Source organism: Streptomyces sp. NPDC111656 (assembly GCF_055656965.1).
This window is the reverse complement of sequence record NZ_JBVKCA010000005.1, coordinates 15043-30844: the sequence shown is the minus strand read 5'-3', so window position 1 is coordinate 30844 and position 15802 is coordinate 15043. Positions and strand designations below refer to the sequence as shown.

The window sequence follows — 15802 nt, the reverse complement described above, 5'->3', positions numbered from 1 at the left end:
GTCGAGTAGAAGTGTTCCGCAACGAGGGAGGGGGCCCACGTGCTCATCGACACCTATGGCCGAGTGGCCACCGACCTGCGCGTCTCACTGACGGACAGGTGCAATCTCCGCTGCACGTACTGCATGCCCGAAGAGGGCCTGCAGTGGCTGGCCAAGCCCGACCTGCTCACGGACGACGAGATCGTCCGTCTCATCGGGACAGCGGTCACCCGCCTCGGCATCACCGAGGTCCGCTTCACCGGCGGCGAACCCCTGCTGCGCCCCGGCATCGTGGGCATCGTGGAGCGGGTCGCCGCGCTCGAACCCCGGCCCCAGATGTCCCTGACGACCAACGGCATCGGCCTCAAGCGCACCGCCGCCGCCCTGAAGGCCGCGGGCCTGGACCGGGTGAACGTCTCGTTGGACACCCTGCGCCCCGATGTCTTCAAGACCCTCACCCGCCGTGACCGCCACCAGGACGTCATCGCGGGCCTCGAAGCCGCTCGCGACGCCGGCCTGACCCCCGTCAAGGTCAACTGCGTGCTGATGCCGGGCCTCAATGACGACGAGGCCCCCGACCTCCTGGCCTGGGCGGTGGAGCACGACTACGAGCTGCGCTTCATCGAGCAGATGCCCCTGGACGCCCAGCACGGCTGGAAGCGCGAGGGCATGGTCACCGCGGGCGACATCCTCGCCTCGCTGCGGACGCGCTTCGCGCTCACCGAGGCGGGCGCCGACGAGCGGGGTTCCGCCCCGGCCGAGCGCTGGCTCGTGGACGGCGGCCCGCACCGCGTCGGCGTGATCGCCTCGGTCACCCGCCCGTTCTGCGCGGCCTGCGACCGTACGCGCCTGACGGCCGACGGCCAGATACGCAACTGTCTGTTCGCCACCGAGGAGACCGACCTGCGCACCGCTCTCCGCTCGGACGCCCCCGACGAGGAGATCGCCCGCATCTGGCGCCTCGCGATGTGGGGCAAGAAAGCGGGCTCGGGCCTGGACGACCCGTCCTTCCTCCAGCCGGCCAGACCGATGTCCGCGATCGGCGGCTAGTAACCCCGTCGAGGCAGGCGCCCCTTCAGGGGGCGCGGGGAACTGCGCGGCCGGCCACCACCGGTCCGCGGTCGGCGAACTGCCGTTACGAGGTGAGCTCAGACCCCTGGTACGAGCCGAGCTCAGACCCCTGGCTCCGCCCAGTCCTCCAGCCGCACCACGTCCTTCAAGAAGCCCCGCACGCCGAGGAACGTGGACAGGTGCTCGCGATGCTCCTCGCAGGCGAGCCACGTCTTGCGCCGCTCGGGCGTGTGCAGCTTCGGGTTGTTCCAGGCGAGCACCCACACGGCATCGGTGCGGCAGCCCTTGGCGGAGCACTGCGGAGTGCTGGGGGCCGGGGACATGTCGGGGAGCGGGAAAGTCACGCCTCAACCCTAAACGGCCCCGAAAAGGCGACGCCGAGCAGCCACGGGGGGAGCTGCCCGGCGTCGGTCTGTCGCTCCGACGGGGGATGCGGAGCGCGTACGAAGTATGTCACGGCTAGCCCGCTGCCCGGCACCGGAACAACATGATTGATCTGAGCTTTTCTTGAGCTTGGTGCGCGATCGGATTCCGTTTTCGGCGGATCCCCCGTGGTCAGGTGAGGGTCGAGTCGGGCTCGGCCCGCTCGTGCGGGCCGCCTCCCGGACGCACCCCGGGGTCGGTCACGACGTCCTCCGGGACGGATTCCGCGGAGGCGTCCGGGCGCGGCGGCGCGATCATCGCAGGGCCGGGCACGTTGACGAACGTCGACGGCAGCGACGGCGCGTTCTCCCGTCCGGCGTTGGCGATCACCACGGAGATGTAGGGGAGGAGTATGCCGAGTACCAGTGCGACGATTGCGACGTGCCGCTCCACGTTCCAGAGGGTCGCGGCGAGGATCACGGAGACCGTGCGGACGGACATCGAGATGACATAGCGGCGCTGCCTGCCGCGGACGTCCTCGTCGAGCCCCTGCCTGGCCCCGGTGATCCGGAAGACCTCGCTTTTGCTCTGCTTCCGCATCACGTTCCACCACCTGCTCTGTGTCGGACTCTCCCCGGCCCGTACCCGGCCCGAACCCCGGTCTGGAAGCAGGCCCGAACACGTCCCACGTTACGCCGCGGCTCCGTCGCCTTCGAGACCGGGGCGGGCCCGGCCCGGGTGGACATGATGCGCCGTACCGCGTACGGCCGCGCCCGACATGCGCCGTATGGCGCACACGCCGAGACTGGGCGTAATGCTCACGTAGAGCCGTACTAGGAGGCAGACATGGGCTGGTTGTGGGCGATCATCGTGGGCTTCGTGCTGGGCCTGCTGGCCAAGGCGATCCTGCCGGGCAAGCAGCACAGCCCACTCTGGCTGACCACCATCTTCGGCATCCTCGGAGCCATCGTCGGCAACGCGATCGCCCGGGCGGTCGGTGTCGCCGAGACCCGAGGCATCGACTGGAGCCGCCACGCCTTCCAGCTCGTGGCCGCGATCATCATCGTCTTCCTCGGCGACATGGCGTACATGGCACTGCGGGGCAACAAGCAACGAGCCTGACGAGCCGGCGCGAAGCCCGTTGATCAGGTACGCCGAGGGGGCGGTCTCCCGCACGGGAAACCGCCCCCTCGGCGTGTCCAGCCCTCAGCGACTCGTGCCTAGGCCTCTGTGACCTCCACCGCCGCCAGGTTCTTCTTGCCCCGGCGCAGCACCAGCCAGCGCCCGTGCAGCAGGTCCTCCTTGGCGGGGACCGCGTCCTCGGCGGTGACCTTGACGTTGTTCACGTAGGCACCGCCCTCCTTGACCGTGCGGCGCGCGGCCGACTTGCTGGCCACCAGGCCGACCTCAGCGAAGAGGTCCACCACCGGGCCGAGCTCGGCGACCTGGATGTGCGGCACCTCGGAGAGCGCCGCGGCTAGCGTCCGCCCGTCGAGCCCGGTCAGCTCGCCCTGGCCGAAGAGAGCCTTGGACGCGGCGATCACCGCGGCCGTCTGGTCGGCGCCGTGCACCAGCGTCGTCAGCTCCTCGGCCAGCGCGCGCTGGGCGGCGCGGGCCTGGGGGCGCTCCTCGGTCTGCTGCTCCAGCTCTTCCAGTTCCTCGCGGGATTTGAAGGACAGGATGCGCAGGTACGTCGAGACGTCCCGGTCGTCCACGTTCAGCCAGAACTGGTAGAACGCGTACGGCGTCGTCATCTCGGGGTCGAGCCAGATGGCGCCGCCCTCGGTCTTGCCGAACTTGGTGCCGTCCGCCTTGGTCATCAGCGGTGTCGCCAGCGCGTGCACGCCTGCGTGCGGCTCCAGGCGGTGGATCAGGTCCAGGCCCGCGGTGAGGTTGCCCCACTGGTCGCTGCCGCCCTGCTGCAACGTACAGCCGTGGCGTCGGTACAGCTCCAGGAAGTCCATGCCCTGCAACAGCTGGTAGCTGAACTCCGTGTAGCTGATGCCTTCCTCGGACTCCAGGCGCCGGGCCACGGAGTCCTTCGTCAGCATCTTGTTGACGCGGAAGTGCTTGCCGATGTCCCGCAGGAACTCGATGGCCGACAGGCCGGCCGTCCAGTCCAGGTTGTTCACCATGACCGCGGCGTTCTCGCCCTCGAAGGACAGGAACGGCTCGATCTGCGAGCGCAGGCGCGTCACCCAGGTCGCGACCGTCTCCGGGTCGTTCAGCGTGCGCTCGGCGGTCGGGCGCGGGTCGCCGATCTGGCCCGTCGCGCCGCCGACCAGGGCCAGCGGGCGCAGGCCCGCCTGCTGGAGACGACGCATGGTGAGGACCTGCACCAGATGCCCCACATGCAGGCTGGCCGCGGTCGGGTCGAAGCCGCAATAGAACGTGACGGGACCGTCCGCGAGCGCCTTGCGCAAAGCATCTTCGTCGGTGGACAGGGCGAACAGCCCCCGCCACTTCAGCTCGTCGACGATGTCCGTCACGGTTCTCGTATCTCCTTGGGTGGTCTCGTGAATCAGGTACGAGGTTATACGCCCTGGCTGACAGAGCTCATATTGAAGTCGGGCACCCTCAGCGCGGGCATCGCAGCCCTAGTGAACCAGTCGCTCCACTCACGGGGCAGCGTCTTTTCCGTGCGCCCCGCCTCCGTGGCCCGCGACAGCAGGTCCACCGGCGACTCGTTGAACCGGAAGTTGTTCACCTCGCCGACGACCTGGCCGTTCTCTACGAGGTAGACGCCGTCCCGGGTCAGTCCCGTGAGCAGCAGCGTCGCCGGGTCGACCTCGCGGATGTACCAGAGGCAGGTCAGCAGCAGACAGGGCCCACGATGGTCCGTGGCGGCGACCATCTCCTCCAGGGAGCGGTCCTCGCCGCCGTCCAGGATCAGGTTGCCGATGATCGGGGAGACGGGCAGCCCGGTGAGGCCCGCGCTGTGCCGGGTGGTGGACAGACGGGTCAGCGTGCCCTCGCGCACCCAGTCCGTCGCCGACAGCGGCAGCCCGTTGTCGAACACGGAGGCGTCGTCGCCCGAGGAGTGCGTGAGCACGAAGGGCGCGGACTCGAGCCCCGGCTCGTTCGGGTCGCTGCGCAGGGTCAGCGGCAGCTCGGTGAGCTTCTCGCCGACGCGGGTGCCGCCGCCGGGCTTGCTGAAGACGGTTCGGCCCTCGGCCGCGTCCCGGGCCGCCGCCGACCACATCTGGTAGATCAGCAGGTCCGCGACGGCGGTCGGCGGCAGCAGCGTCTCGTAGCGGCCGGCGGGCAGGTCGACGCGCCGCTCGGCCCAACCGAGCCGGGTCGCGAGCTCGGCGTCGAGGGAGGCCGGGTCGACGTCCTTGAAGTCCCGCGTGGACCGCCCCGCCCACGCCGAGCGCGTCCGGTCGGGCGACTTGGCGTTGAGTTCCAGCGTCCCGTTCGGCTGGTCGTGGCGCAGGCGCAGCCCCGTCGACGTACCGAGATAGCTGGAGACGAGCTCGTGGTTGGCGAAGCCGTACAGCTCGCGCCCGCCCGCACGCGCGCGGGCGAAGGACTCGCCGAGCGCCGGGGCGAAGTCGGCGAAGACGGCGGAGGAGGTCTCGGCGGGCGCGTCGGTGAAGTCGGGGGACTCCGGCACGCCGGTGACCAGCGGCTGGGCGTCCTCGGCGGGCCCCGCGCCGCGTGCCGCCGCCTCCGCTGCCCGTACCAGGGGCTCCAGCTCGTCCGCGGTCACGGCCGCGCGCGAGACGACCCCGGAGGCCGTGCCCTCACGGCCGTCGACGGTCGCGATGACGGTCAGGGTGCGCCCGCGCGTGACCCCGTTCGTGGTCAGCGCGTTGCCGGCCCAGCGCAGGTTGGCGGTCGAGTGCTCGTCGGCGATCACGACGCAGCCGTCGGCGCGGGAGAGTTCGAGGGCGCGCTCGACGACCTCGTGCGGCTTGTTCTGCTGGCTGGAGCGAGCGCTCATCGACCGGCCTCCTGCGTCGTGTTGAGGATGTTGACTCCCTGGAAGAGAGCCGACGGGCAGCCGTGCGAGACTGCCGCGACCTGACCCGGCTGGGCCTTGCCGCAGTTGAAGGCGCCGCCCAGGACGTACGTCCCCGGACCACCCACCGCGGCCATCGAACCCCAGAAGTCGGTCGTCGTGGCCTGGTAGGCGACATCCCGCAGCTGTCCGGTGATCCGACCGTTCTCGATCTTGAAGAACCGCTGACCGGTGAACTGGAAGTTGTACCTCTGCATGTCGATGGACCAGGACCGGTCACCGACGACGTAGATGCCGCGGTCCACGCCCCCGATCAGGTCCTCGGTCGAGAGCCCCGCGGGGTCCGGCTGGAGCGAGACGTTGGCCATGCGCTGTACGGGCACGTGCCCGGGGGAGTCGGCGTAGGCACATCCGTTGGACCGGTCGAAGCCGGTCAGCTTCGCGATCCGCCGGTCGAGCTGGTAGCCCACGAGGGTGCCGTCCTTCACGAGGTCCCAGGACTGCCCCTCGACGCCCTCGTCGTCGTACCCGATGGTCGCGAGGCCGTGCTCGGCGGTGCGGTCACCGGTGACGTTCATCCGCTCGGAGCCGTACCTCAGCTTGCCGAGCTGGTCGAAGGTGGCGAAGGAGGTGCCGGCGTACGCCGCCTCGTAGCCCAGCGCGCGGTCCAGCTCGGTGGCGTGGCCGATGGACTCGTGGATCGTCAGCCACAGGTTGGAGGGGTCGACGACGAGGTCGTACAGCCCCGCCTCGACGCTCGGCGCCCGCATCTTCTCGGCGAGCAGCTCCGGGATCCGCGCGAGCTCGGACTCCCAGTCCCAGCCGGTGCCCATCAGGTACTCCCAGCCACGTCCGACCGGCGGCGCGATGGTGCGCATGGAGTCGAACTCGCCGCTGGACTCGTCGACGGCGACGGCGGTGAGCTGCGGGTGCAGCCGCACCCGCTGCTGGGTGGTCACGGTCCCGGCGGTGTCGGCGTAGAACTTGTTCTCGTGGACGGTCAGCAACGAGGCGTCGACGTGGTTGACGCCGTCGGCCGCGAGCAGCCGCGCGCTCCAGTCCGCGAGCAGCCCGGCCTTCTCCTCGTCCGGCACGGAGAAGGGGTCGATGTCGTACGACGAGATCCACGTCTTCTCGGCGTGCACCGGCTCGTCCGCCAGCTCCACACGCTCGTCGGAACCCGCCGCCTTGATCACCTGGGCCGAGAGCTTCGCCATCGCCACGGCCTGCGACGCGACCTTCGCGGCCGCGTCCATCGTCAGATCCACACCCGACGCGAACCCCCAGGTCCCGCCGTGCACCACCCGCACCGCGTACCCCAGGTCCGTGGTGTCCGACGATCCGGCGGGCTTGGCGTCCCGCAGCCGCCAGGACGCGCTGCGCACCCGCTCGAACCGGAAGTCCGCGTGCTCGGCCCCCAGCGCCCGCGCCCGCGCGAGCGCGGCGTCGGCCAGGGCCCGCAGCGGCAGTGCCGTGAAGGCTTCGTCGATGGAATGAGGCACGGAGGTCTCCCTGCTGTCGTGGCCTGTCGGGTCCGATCATGTCGCGCGGGCGGGTCCGGGGGCCACATTTTTCCCTCCGCGCATCGAGGCTTTCTGTAGGGATCCGACAGTGAGTCCCCCGCGCCACTGTCGGTGCCCGATTCTCCGGGAGGCGTGGGGGACCGATAGGTTTCCAAGGAAGGCGCCTGTCTTGCAGGGGTTTCAGACAGCTATCGAAAGGGTGAACCGTTGAGCCGCTCGGTTCTCGTCACCGGAGGCAACCGGGGCATCGGCCTCGCCATCGCCCGCGCGTTCGCCGATGCCGGCGACAAGGTCGCGATCACATACCGCTCGGGTGAGCCGCCGGCCGCCCTCACCGCATTGGGCTGCCTCGCCGTCAAGTGCGACATCACCGACACCGAGCAGGTGGAGCAGGCCTACAAGGAGATCGAGGCCGAGCACGGTCCCGTCGAGATCCTGGTCGCCAACGCGGGCGTCACCAAGGACCAGCTGCTGATGCGGATGTCCGAGGAGGACTTCACCTCCGTCGTCGACACCAACCTCACCGGCGCCTTCCGGGTCGTCAAGCGTGCCAACCGCGGCATGCTCCGTGCCAAGAAGGGGCGGGTCGTCCTCGTTTCGTCGGTCGTGGGGCTGCTCGGCTCCGCGGGGCAGTCGAACTACGCCGCCTCCAAGGCCGCCCTGGTCGGCTTCGCGCGTTCGCTCGCCCGCGAACTCGGCTCGCGCAACATCACCTTCAACGTCGTCGCGCCCGGTTTCGTCGACACCGACATGACCAAGGCGCTCACCGACGAGCAGCGTGCGGGCATCGTCGCCCAGGTGCCGCTCGGCCGGTACGCGCAGCCCGAGGAGATCGCCGCGACGGTGCGGTTCCTCGCCTCGGACGACGCCTCGTACATCACTGGAGCCGTCATTCCGGTTGACGGCGGACTGGGAATGGGTCACTGATCACCATGAGCGGAATCCTCGAGGGCAAGCGCGTCCTGATCACCGGTGTGCTGATGGAGTCCTCCATCGCCTTCCACACCGCCAAGCTGGCCCAGGAGCAGGGCGCGGAGATCATCCTGACCGCGTTCCCGCGGCCCACGCTGACCGAGCGCATCGCCAAGAAGCTCCCCAAGCCCACCAAGGTCATTGAGCTCGACGTGACCAACGACGAGCACCTGGCGCGTCTCGCCGACGTCGTCGGTGAGGAGCTCGGCGGCCTCGACGGCGTCGTGCACTCCATCGGTTTCGCGCCGCAGGACGCCCTCGGCGGCAACTTCCTCAACACCCCCTTCGAGTCGGTCGCCACGGCCATGCACGTCTCGGCGTTCTCCCTGAAGTCGCTGACCATGGCCTGCCTGCCGCTGATGCAGAACGGCGGCTCGGTCGTCGGCCTCACCTTCGACGCGCAGTACGCGTGGCCGCAGTACGACTGGATGGGCCCGGCCAAGGCCGCCCTGGAGTCCGTCAACCGCTACCTCGCCCGCGACCTGGGCAAGCAGAACGTGCGCTCCAACCTGATCTCGGCGGGCCCGATCGGCTCCATGGCCGCCAAGTCCATCCCGGGCTTCGGCGAGCTCGCCTCCGTCTGGGACACCCGGGCGCCCCTCGAGTGGGACCTCAAGGACCCGGAGCCGGCCGGCCGCGGTGTCGTCGCCCTGCTGAGCGACTGGTTCCCGAAGACCACCGGCGAGATCATCCACGTGGACGGCGGACTGCACGCCATCGGCGCCTGATTTCCCCCATGTGGCCGACGCCCCGTTTCCCGCAGTGCGGGGAGCGGGGCGTCGCCCGTTCGGCCTAGTCGGCCGGGCGTCAGGGGCATCGCACCGCGCACGCTGGGACTACGCACCGCCCCGCAGCCGTACGGCCGAGGAGGTCCCCGTTGTGCGCCTGTCCCGCCGTTTTGCCCCGGTGTTCGCCGCTGTCGCCTTCATGATGGTTCTTCCGTACGACGCCGTGCCCCACACGCGCGCAGTGCACGGAAAACTCCCCGTCCCCCAGCCTTTCGGCGCTGAGTGTCGCACCACGGTCCAGGGTTCGCACGTGACCGCGTACTGCCACAACCCCTACCCGGAGACCGACCGGGTCGCCCTGCACGTCGAGTGCGACCGCTGGTGGGACATCGACACCGACACCGACGTGGTCGACGCGGGCCCCGCGATGACGGTCCGGCTGGCCGGCCGGTGCTGGGAGGAGGTCCGGTCGGCATGGGTCAGTCACCAGAGGTGACCGTGTTCGTCAGCTGTCGGAGGCCAGGGGCTTGAGCCGTCCCGGACGGCACTGGAACGGATAGCCCCCGGCTTCCGAGCCCGCAGCCTCCGCGTCCTGCGCGCGGATCGCGTCGACGAGCCGCGCGTGGTCCATGTACGTCTCGGGCGTCAGCTTCCCGCCGACGTCCTCGCGCAGCCAGTCGCGCAGCACCTCGCCCAGGTCCGCGTACATCGCCGTCATGACGTCGTTGTGGGACGCGGCCACCACCGCCAGGTGGAAGGTCGCGTCGGCGGCCACGAAGGCTTCCGCGTCGCCCGACTCCCAGGCCTCCTCGCGCCGTACGAGCAGGGCGTCGAGCTGCTTCAGATCGCGCTCGGTGCGCCGCTCGGCGGCCAGCTTCGCCGCGCTCGACTCCAGCGTGGCGCGCAGTTCGGCGATGTGCCGCGGATCGGCGTCGGCGAAGCGCCGGTGCATCACGCCCGCGAGCTCGCTGGTCGCCACGACATAGGTGCCCGAGCCCTGGCGGATGTCGAGCAGACCGTTGTGGGCCAGCGCGCGGACGGCCTCGCGGACGGTGTTGCGGGCGACGCCCAGCTGGTCGACGAGCTCCGGCTCGGTGGGGATGCGGGAGCCGACCGGCCATTCGCCCGAAGTGATCTGGTTCCGCAGCTCGGCGATGACCTGCTCGGACAGCGCCGAACGGCGGGGGTGGCTCAGCGGCATGACGGTCCTTCGTACGGGCCCGGTGTGATCGTTCGCGCGGGGCCGGAGAATCCGGAGATTAACGCAAGGGGATTGGACAGCCAATCATCCCATGATTCTATGATGGACCTCATGGTGAGCGAGGAGACCGGGACGACGACGTCCACACCCATACGCAGTTCCGCCGAGAGCACGGAGCCCCGACCGCACCCCACGCGCGCGTGGGCGACGCGGCTCGTGACGGTCGGCATCGTCCTCACGGCCCTCAACCTGCGCCCCGCCATCACCAGCTTCGGAGCGCTCCTGGAGGACGTGCGCGACGGGCTCGGCATGAGCGGCAGCGTCGCCGGACTGCTCACCTCCGTACCCCCGCTCTGCTTCGCCGTCTTCGGCGTCATGGCGCCGCGCCTCGCCCGCCGCTTCGGACCCGGCGCGGTCGTCTGCGCCGGCATGGTCGCCATCACGGCGGGGCTCGCGATCCGGCCCTACACCGGCAGCGCGGTCGGCTTCCTGGCCGCCAGCGCCCTGGCACTGATGGGCATCGCCGTCAGCAACGTCCTGATGCCGGTGATCGTCAAACGCTGGTTCCCGGACCGGGTCGGCTCCATGACCGGCCTCTACTCGATGGCGCTCGCCCTGGGCACCTCGGCCGCGGCGGCCGTGACCGTGCCCGTGACCGACGCCCTGGGCGGCGGGTGGCAGTCGGGCCTCGCGGTGTGGGCGGGCCTGGCGGCGGCCGCCGTACTGCCGTGGATCGGGCTGGTACGCGCACGGGGCGCCGATCCCCGCGACGCCGAGCGGACACGGGCGGCACACCCCGCCCCGCGGGAGACCGGCGGACTGCGCATCACCCGCAGCCGGACCGCCTGGGCGCTCGCCGTCTTCTTCGGACTCCAGGCCACCGCCGCGTACATCACGATGGGCTGGATGGCGCAGATCTTCCGCGACGCGGGCGTCTCCGCGGGCACCGCGGGCCTGCTCCTCGCCGTCACGATGGTGATGGGCGTGCCCCTGGCCTTCGTCATCCCGCGCCTCGCCACCCGCATGCCCCACCAGGGGCCGATCGTGGTCGCGCTCGGTGTCTGCGGCCTCGCGGGATACGCGGGCCTCTACCTCGCCCCGGCGGGCGGAGCCTGGGTCTGGGCCCTCCTGCTCGGCGTCTCCAACTGCGCCTTCCCGCTGGCCCTCACCATGGTCGGCATGCGGGCCAGGACCGGCGCGGGCGTCGCCCAGCTGTCGGCGTTCGCGCAGAGCACCGGGTATCTGATCTCGATCCCGGGACCTCTCCTCGTAGGCGTGCTCTACCAGCACAGCGGCGGCTGGGGGCTGCCGATAGCGCTCATGGCCGCCCTGATGATCCCGCAGATCGCGGTGGGCGTCCTGGCCGGCCGTGACCGTACGGTGGAGGAGGAGGCCGCGCGCGGCCCCCGCCCCTGAGCCCCCCGACGGCGAAGGTAGGGACGAAGGGTGCGAGACTGGCCGTATGGCGCTCGACCCGAACCCCCAGAACGGCCAGAAGAAGCTGCTGCTCGTGCTCGGCGCGATGCTGGCCATCACCGTGATCATCGCCATCATCGCGTCGATCGCCTCACCCTGACCACCACCGCCCGCCCCCGGGGACACCGATGGTGGGGCTAGCCCCCCTGTCCCCTAGGGGGTGAGTGTCAGGGTCAAGTGGGTGGATCACCGGATGGGTTGACGGCCCAGGAATCCGTAACTTCGAGTTGTGGCCGTGAGGACGCGGACCACGGAGCACTCGAGGCCCCACGGAGGCGGCATGTCGGCCCGTACGCACACCCGGCCCCACCCGGCGACCCCGGGCGGCGTGGACATCCGGCTGCCCTGGTGGGCCCTCGCTCTGCCCGCCCTCGCCTTCATCGCCCTGCTCCTGCTGATACTGAACCCGGCGGACGCGCACGCCGCGGGCGGAGACCCCGCGATCACCCACCTCTTCGAGCGCGTCCAGCAGACGGTGCTGCACCAGGCCCCCTGAGCACGCCCGGGAGAGCAGGTCAACTCTCAGCGCCGCATGGCGTGTTTCATGCGAAGCTGGGACTCATGAGCGTCGCAGAACCCCGCAGGATTGTCCTCTTCCGGCATGCGAAAGCCGACTGGCCACAGGTGTCCGACCACGAGCGGCCGCTCGCTGACCGGGGCCGTCAGGACGCCGCCGTCGCCGGACGCAAGCTGGCCGACACCGGGATCCCTTTCGATATGGCCCTCTGCTCCACGGCGACCCGCACCCGGGAGACCTGGAAGCTCGCCGTCCACGAGCTCCCGCACCGGCCGAAAACCGTCTATGAGGAGCGGCTCTACGAGGCCTCGCCCGGCGAGCTGATCGCCGTACTCAACGAGACCCCGGACGACGCGCACAACGTGGTCCTGATCGGCCACAACCCCGGCATCCAGGGACTCACCGAGGTGCTGGCCGGACAGGCCGAGGGCGACACCCGCGACCGGATGGCCGCCCACGGCTTCCACACGGGCGCCTTCGCCGTGCTCTCCGTCGAGGGCTCCTGGAAATCCCTGGAACCCGGAGTGTGCACGCTGACCGACTACTGGGCGCCGACCGAATAACCCACCCGACAGGGACGGGGGCCCGGCACCAGTACGGTGCCGGGCCCCCGTCGACGTATGTCCGGGCCTCAGGGCCTGTCCGGCGGATCATGCCGCAGACGCGGCGCTCGGCACGCCCACCGGCGTCGATGAGGCACCGCCCATTTCCTGCGACCTGATCCGCCGGACAGGACCTAGTGGTCGCCGAGGTGCATGTCCGCCGCCTCGACCTCTTCGCGGGTGACACCCAGCAGATACAGCACGGTGTCCAGGAAGGGGAAGTTCACCGCGGTGTGCGCGGCCTGGCGGACGACGGGCTTGGCGTTGAAGGCGACGCCGAGACCGGCCGCGTTGAGCATGTCGAGGTCATTGGCCCCGTCGCCGATCGCCACGGTCTGGGCGAGCGGCACCCCCGCCTCGGCGGCGAACCGGCGCAGCAGCCGTGCCTTGCCCGCGCGGTCCACGATCTCCCCGGTGACCCTGCCCGTCAGCTTCCCGTCGACGATCTCCAGCGTGTTGGCCTGCGCGAAGTCCAGCCCGAGCCGCTCCTTCAGATCGTCCGTGACCTGCGTGAATCCGCCCGAGACGACACCGACTTGGAAACCGAGCCGCTTCAGCGTACGGATCAGCGTGCGCGCGCCCGGCGTCAGCCGCACCTCCTCGCGCACCTTGGTCACCACCGAGGCGTCCAGCCCCTTGAGCAGCGCCACACGCGCGTGCAGCGACTGCTCGAAGTCCAGCTCCCCGCGCATCGCGGCCGCCGTCACCTCGGCGACCTGCTCCTCGCACCCGGCATGCGCGGCGAAGAGCTCGATCACCTCGTCCTGGATCAGCGTCGAGTCCACATCCATGACGACCAGGCGCTGCGCCCTGCGGTGCAGCCCCGCCGCCACCACCGCGATGTCCACGCCGAGCGCCGCGGCCTCGGTCACCAGCGCGGTGCGCAGCGCCTCGGTTCCCGTACCGGACACGGCGAACTCGACCGCCGTCACCGGGTACTTGGCGAGCCGGAAGATACGGTCGATGTTGCCGCCGGTCTTGGTGATCCGGGCGGCGATCGCGGCCGTCGACTCCGCCGTGAGCGGATGCCCGAGCACGGTGACGAGGGACCGCCCGAGGCCGCGAGGCCGGTTGTCGCCGAGGCCGGAGATGATCTCCGCCTGCATCTTCATCGACTCCGCCCAGCTGTGGACGGTGGCCCGCAGATCGCCCTCCAGGCCGGCCGGCGGCTCGGTCACGAGCGCGCAGAGCACGATCCGGCCGCGGGTGACGACCTGCTCGATGTCGACCACCTCGACGGAGAAGGCGGCGAGGGTGTCGAAGAGTCCGGCCGTGATACCCGGCCGGTCCTTGCCGAAGATCTTGACGAGGAGAGTGGGGACCTCGGGGGTCTGCGAAGCGCTCATGGTGACTCCACCGTATCCGGCACCCCGTGCCTCCCGCCCCCGAGGTCCGTCCAGCGGACGGGGAACACTGGGTGTCGGAGCGGTGTCGAGCGCGTTGCCCGGCAACGACGATCAGTTCTGCCGCCCAGGCCCCGGGGGCGCGGAAGGTCCCTGGCCGGGCGGCGGCTGCGGCGGAGGCGGCACATCGCGCCCCCGTGGCCGCCGGTTCTGCGGCCCAGGTGGCGGCGCCATCGGCCGGACGACCGTCGGCGCGCCGTACACGTCGTCGGGCGAGCGCGGCCGCTCGGGCGGCCGACCGTCGGCGGGTTCCCGCAGCTCGTCGGGCAGCCGCAGATAGGGATTGGTGTCGGGGTTCGCCGGTCGGTACGGGGCGCCCGGGGCGTACGGTCCGGGCTCCCGGGGGAGGTCAGGGGCGGGCGCGGGCGCCGGGGGACCCGCGTCACCCAGTGCCAGCGGCGCCGCCCGCCGTCCCGCGGCCCCGCTCGCGTACGCCAGCAGCGCCCCCGCCGCCCCCGCGCCCGCACCCCAGACGGCGCCGAGCAGCAGCGCCATGCCCAGATGCCCGTGCAACCGGATTCCGGCACCGAACGCGTCGATGCCGAACACCGACAGCGAGGCGTCCACGGACACGTCCGTCAGCCACACCAGCAGCGGCAGCGCCAGCGCCGTCACGAGGCCGAGCCGAAGAGCGCAGCGCCCGGCGAAACCGAGGGCACCCCCTTCTCGTACAACGGGAGCAGCCGGTGTTCCCACCGAAGCCGCACCCTTGCCTCGTACAAACGGCGTACGCGAGGCGGCGAGAACGCCCGCGAACAGCATCATCACCGCGGTCGCGACCCCCAACAGCCACACCCGTCCGTCGAGTTCGGCGAGTCGGCCCAGGGTGACGGGCTGATCGGAGTCGACGCTCAGCAACCGGTCCAGCGGGTGGGGGAGCAGCTTGGCGAGTTCGCCGGTGGCCTTGCCGTCCCAGGGCACGAAGAGGCCGATCGGGATGCCCAGCCACACCCCGTTGGGCGCGCCCAGCAGCGCGGCGCCCGCGATCAGCTTGGGATGGGGATCGTCGATCGCCGCGTACGCCGCCGCCGCGAGACCCGCGAGGACCGCCACCAGGACCACCGTGACCAGCGCGGACGCGGCCGGGCGCACCATCCGGTGCACGCCCTCCCAGCCGCGCGGCAGCGGGGTGCGCCGGGAGGCGAGCAGGGCGATCACCAGGATTCCGGCCGCCCAGGCCGCGCCGCCGAGCAGCGTGGGCACCGTGTCGACGGTGAAGCCCACGGCCGCCTGCGCCTGCACCAGGTCGCCGATCTTGCCGGGCAGCAGTCCGCCGAGGTCCCCGAGACCGCCGGGGAGCTTGTCGGTGATGTTCCCGAGGCCGCCGCCGCCCGTCACCCGGTCGAGGCCGAGCTTGCTCCCGTCGATCGTGATGATGTCGTGCCCGGCCCAGGCGAGCCCGCCCAGCATCGCCACGAACAGCACGACCACCGAGCCCGCACGCGCGAGGAGTTCGGACGGCGCGATCACAACTCCCGCCCCGCGCAGGGAGCGCAGGAAGAAGAAGGAGAGCAGGAGCGCGCCCACGAGTCCCACACCCAGTGGCGTGATCTGTATGGCCGTGTGCGCCTCCGCCCCCTTCAGACCGAAGGCCGACACATCGCCGGACGGTTTGACCGCACCATTGGCCCCGAGAGCCACCACCGCCGCGGTCATCGGCCCGAGCGAGCCCGCCGCGTCCGCGCCGACGAGATGCAGACCGAGCGCGGCCGTTCCCGCCATCGCGATCAACGCCCAGCTCACCGAGGCGATCGCGGACAACAGCACATCCCCCCAAGGCAGTCGCCTGCCGTGTCCCGCGGTGTCGATGCTCATCGTCAGACCCCCCGATCCGCGCCGCGGTGTCATCACCGCGGATGTCCCCCTCGCGTGGGATTACCACTCTCCGGGCCGGTTTCAACCCCGTCAACGGAAACGGGCAACCCGCCCGTGCGCGCTCTTCACATGGCCCGACTTTCGGTCAGGGGGCTGCTCCTGAAATAGTTCCCCCCGATGTTCGACAT

17 protein-coding genes are annotated in these 15802 nt (G+C 70.9%); 9 read left to right on the top strand and 8 right to left on the bottom strand.

The features are described from left to right. Nucleotides 1–39: 39 nt before the first annotated feature. Complete coding sequence (gene moaA / locus ACZ7M3_RS16390) at nucleotides 40–1029, top strand: GTP 3',8-cyclase MoaA (RefSeq protein ID WP_472063939.1); 990 nt, start codon at nucleotides 40–42, stop codon at nucleotides 1027–1029. Nucleotides 1030–1151: 122 nt separating this feature from the next. Here moaA and ACZ7M3_RS16385 read toward each other — a convergent pair whose 3' ends face one another. Both ACZ7M3_RS16385 and ACZ7M3_RS16380 read right to left on the bottom strand, forming a co-directional pair. Beyond that, nucleotides 1152–1373, bottom strand: coding sequence for a hypothetical protein (locus ACZ7M3_RS16385; RefSeq protein ID WP_351315161.1), 222 nt, complete (start codon nucleotides 1371–1373; stop codon nucleotides 1152–1154). 232 nt (nucleotides 1374–1605) lie between these two features. Then, complete coding sequence (locus ACZ7M3_RS16380; RefSeq protein ID WP_382264542.1) at nucleotides 1606–2013, bottom strand: DUF3099 domain-containing protein; 408 nt, start codon at nucleotides 2011–2013, stop codon at nucleotides 1606–1608. Between the two features lie 246 nt (nucleotides 2014–2259). On the opposite strand from ACZ7M3_RS16380, the gene ACZ7M3_RS16375 reads away from it, so the two are divergent. Further along, a complete protein-coding gene (locus ACZ7M3_RS16375) occupies nucleotides 2260–2535 on the top strand; it encodes a GlsB/YeaQ/YmgE family stress response membrane protein (RefSeq protein WP_067364569.1) in 276 nt (91 codons plus the stop codon). A gap of 98 nt (nucleotides 2536–2633) precedes the next feature. On the opposite strand, the gene tyrS is transcribed toward ACZ7M3_RS16375, so the two are convergent. Genes tyrS through ACZ7M3_RS16360 form a run of 3 tightly spaced genes read right to left on the bottom strand, consistent with a single transcriptional unit; the run spans nucleotide 2634 to nucleotide 6879 of the window. Beyond that, the gene (tyrS, locus tag ACZ7M3_RS16370; protein ID WP_472063937.1) at nucleotides 2634–3902 is read right to left on the bottom strand and encodes a tyrosine--tRNA ligase; all 1269 of its coding nucleotides are present in this window, start codon (nucleotides 3900–3902) and stop codon (nucleotides 2634–2636) included. Between the two features lie 44 nt (nucleotides 3903–3946). Beyond that, a complete protein-coding gene (locus tag ACZ7M3_RS16365; RefSeq protein WP_472063936.1) occupies nucleotides 3947–5359 on the bottom strand; it encodes a metallopeptidase TldD-related protein in 1413 nt (470 codons plus the stop codon). Then, nucleotides 5356–6879 carry a TldD/PmbA family protein gene (locus tag ACZ7M3_RS16360; RefSeq protein ID WP_355623545.1) on the bottom strand — a complete coding sequence of 508 codons (1524 nt, stop codon included), beginning with the start codon at nucleotides 6877–6879 and terminating at the stop codon, nucleotides 5356–5358. The genes ACZ7M3_RS16365 and ACZ7M3_RS16360 overlap by 4 nt, the downstream gene beginning before the upstream one ends. A 228-nt stretch (nucleotides 6880–7107) precedes the next feature. Between ACZ7M3_RS16360 and fabG the strand changes: the two genes are divergently transcribed. The 3 genes from fabG to ACZ7M3_RS16345 all read left to right on the top strand — a co-directional run bounded on the left by fabG (nucleotide 7108) and on the right by ACZ7M3_RS16345 (nucleotide 9096). Beyond that, a complete protein-coding gene (fabG, locus tag ACZ7M3_RS16355; RefSeq protein WP_067364579.1) occupies nucleotides 7108–7827 on the top strand; it encodes a 3-oxoacyl-[acyl-carrier-protein] reductase in 720 nt (239 codons plus the stop codon). A gap of 5 nt (nucleotides 7828–7832) precedes the next feature. Beyond that, nucleotides 7833–8600: an enoyl-ACP reductase FabI gene (gene fabI / locus ACZ7M3_RS16350; RefSeq protein ID WP_095855415.1), complete on the top strand. Its 768-nt coding sequence runs from the start codon at nucleotides 7833–7835 to the stop codon at nucleotides 8598–8600. A gap of 151 nt (nucleotides 8601–8751) precedes the next feature. Continuing rightward, the gene (locus tag ACZ7M3_RS16345) at nucleotides 8752–9096 is read left to right on the top strand and encodes a hypothetical protein (RefSeq protein ID WP_472063934.1); all 345 of its coding nucleotides are present in this window, start codon (nucleotides 8752–8754) and stop codon (nucleotides 9094–9096) included. 9 nt (nucleotides 9097–9105) lie between these two features. Here the strand turns inward: ACZ7M3_RS16345 and ACZ7M3_RS16340 are convergent, their stop codons facing one another. Then, nucleotides 9106–9801 carry a FadR/GntR family transcriptional regulator gene (locus ACZ7M3_RS16340; RefSeq protein ID WP_472063932.1) on the bottom strand — a complete coding sequence of 232 codons (696 nt, stop codon included), beginning with the start codon at nucleotides 9799–9801 and terminating at the stop codon, nucleotides 9106–9108. A 99-nt stretch (nucleotides 9802–9900) separates the two neighbouring features. Between ACZ7M3_RS16340 and ACZ7M3_RS16335 the strand changes: the two genes are divergently transcribed. The 4 genes from ACZ7M3_RS16335 to ACZ7M3_RS16320 all read left to right on the top strand — a co-directional run bounded on the left by ACZ7M3_RS16335 (nucleotide 9901) and on the right by ACZ7M3_RS16320 (nucleotide 12357). After that, nucleotides 9901–11217 (top strand): CynX/NimT family MFS transporter, encoded by a 1317-nt coding sequence (locus tag ACZ7M3_RS16335; RefSeq protein WP_472063930.1) that lies wholly within the window; start codon nucleotides 9901–9903, stop codon nucleotides 11215–11217. Nucleotides 11218–11263: 46 nt separating this feature from the next. Further along, on the top strand, nucleotides 11264–11377 hold the full coding sequence (locus ACZ7M3_RS16330; RefSeq protein WP_099923418.1) for an SGM_5486 family transporter-associated protein: 114 nt from the start codon (nucleotides 11264–11266) through the stop codon (nucleotides 11375–11377). 180 nt (nucleotides 11378–11557) lie between these two features. Next, nucleotides 11558–11773: a hypothetical protein gene (locus ACZ7M3_RS16325; protein ID WP_472063928.1), complete on the top strand. Its 216-nt coding sequence runs from the start codon at nucleotides 11558–11560 to the stop codon at nucleotides 11771–11773. 65 nt (nucleotides 11774–11838) lie between these two features. Beyond that, nucleotides 11839–12357 (top strand): SixA phosphatase family protein, encoded by a 519-nt coding sequence (locus tag ACZ7M3_RS16320; RefSeq protein WP_472063926.1) that lies wholly within the window; start codon nucleotides 11839–11841, stop codon nucleotides 12355–12357. Nucleotides 12358–12530: 173 nt separating this feature from the next. On the opposite strand, the gene serB is transcribed toward ACZ7M3_RS16320, so the two are convergent. After that, on the bottom strand, nucleotides 12531–13742 hold the full coding sequence (gene serB, locus ACZ7M3_RS16315; RefSeq protein ID WP_067364591.1) for a phosphoserine phosphatase SerB: 1212 nt from the start codon (nucleotides 13740–13742) through the stop codon (nucleotides 12531–12533). Between the two features lie 111 nt (nucleotides 13743–13853). After that, nucleotides 13854–15614, bottom strand: coding sequence for a streptophobe family protein (locus ACZ7M3_RS16310; RefSeq protein ID WP_472063924.1), 1761 nt, complete (start codon nucleotides 15612–15614; stop codon nucleotides 13854–13856). Between the last annotated feature and the right edge of the window lie 188 nt (nucleotides 15615–15802).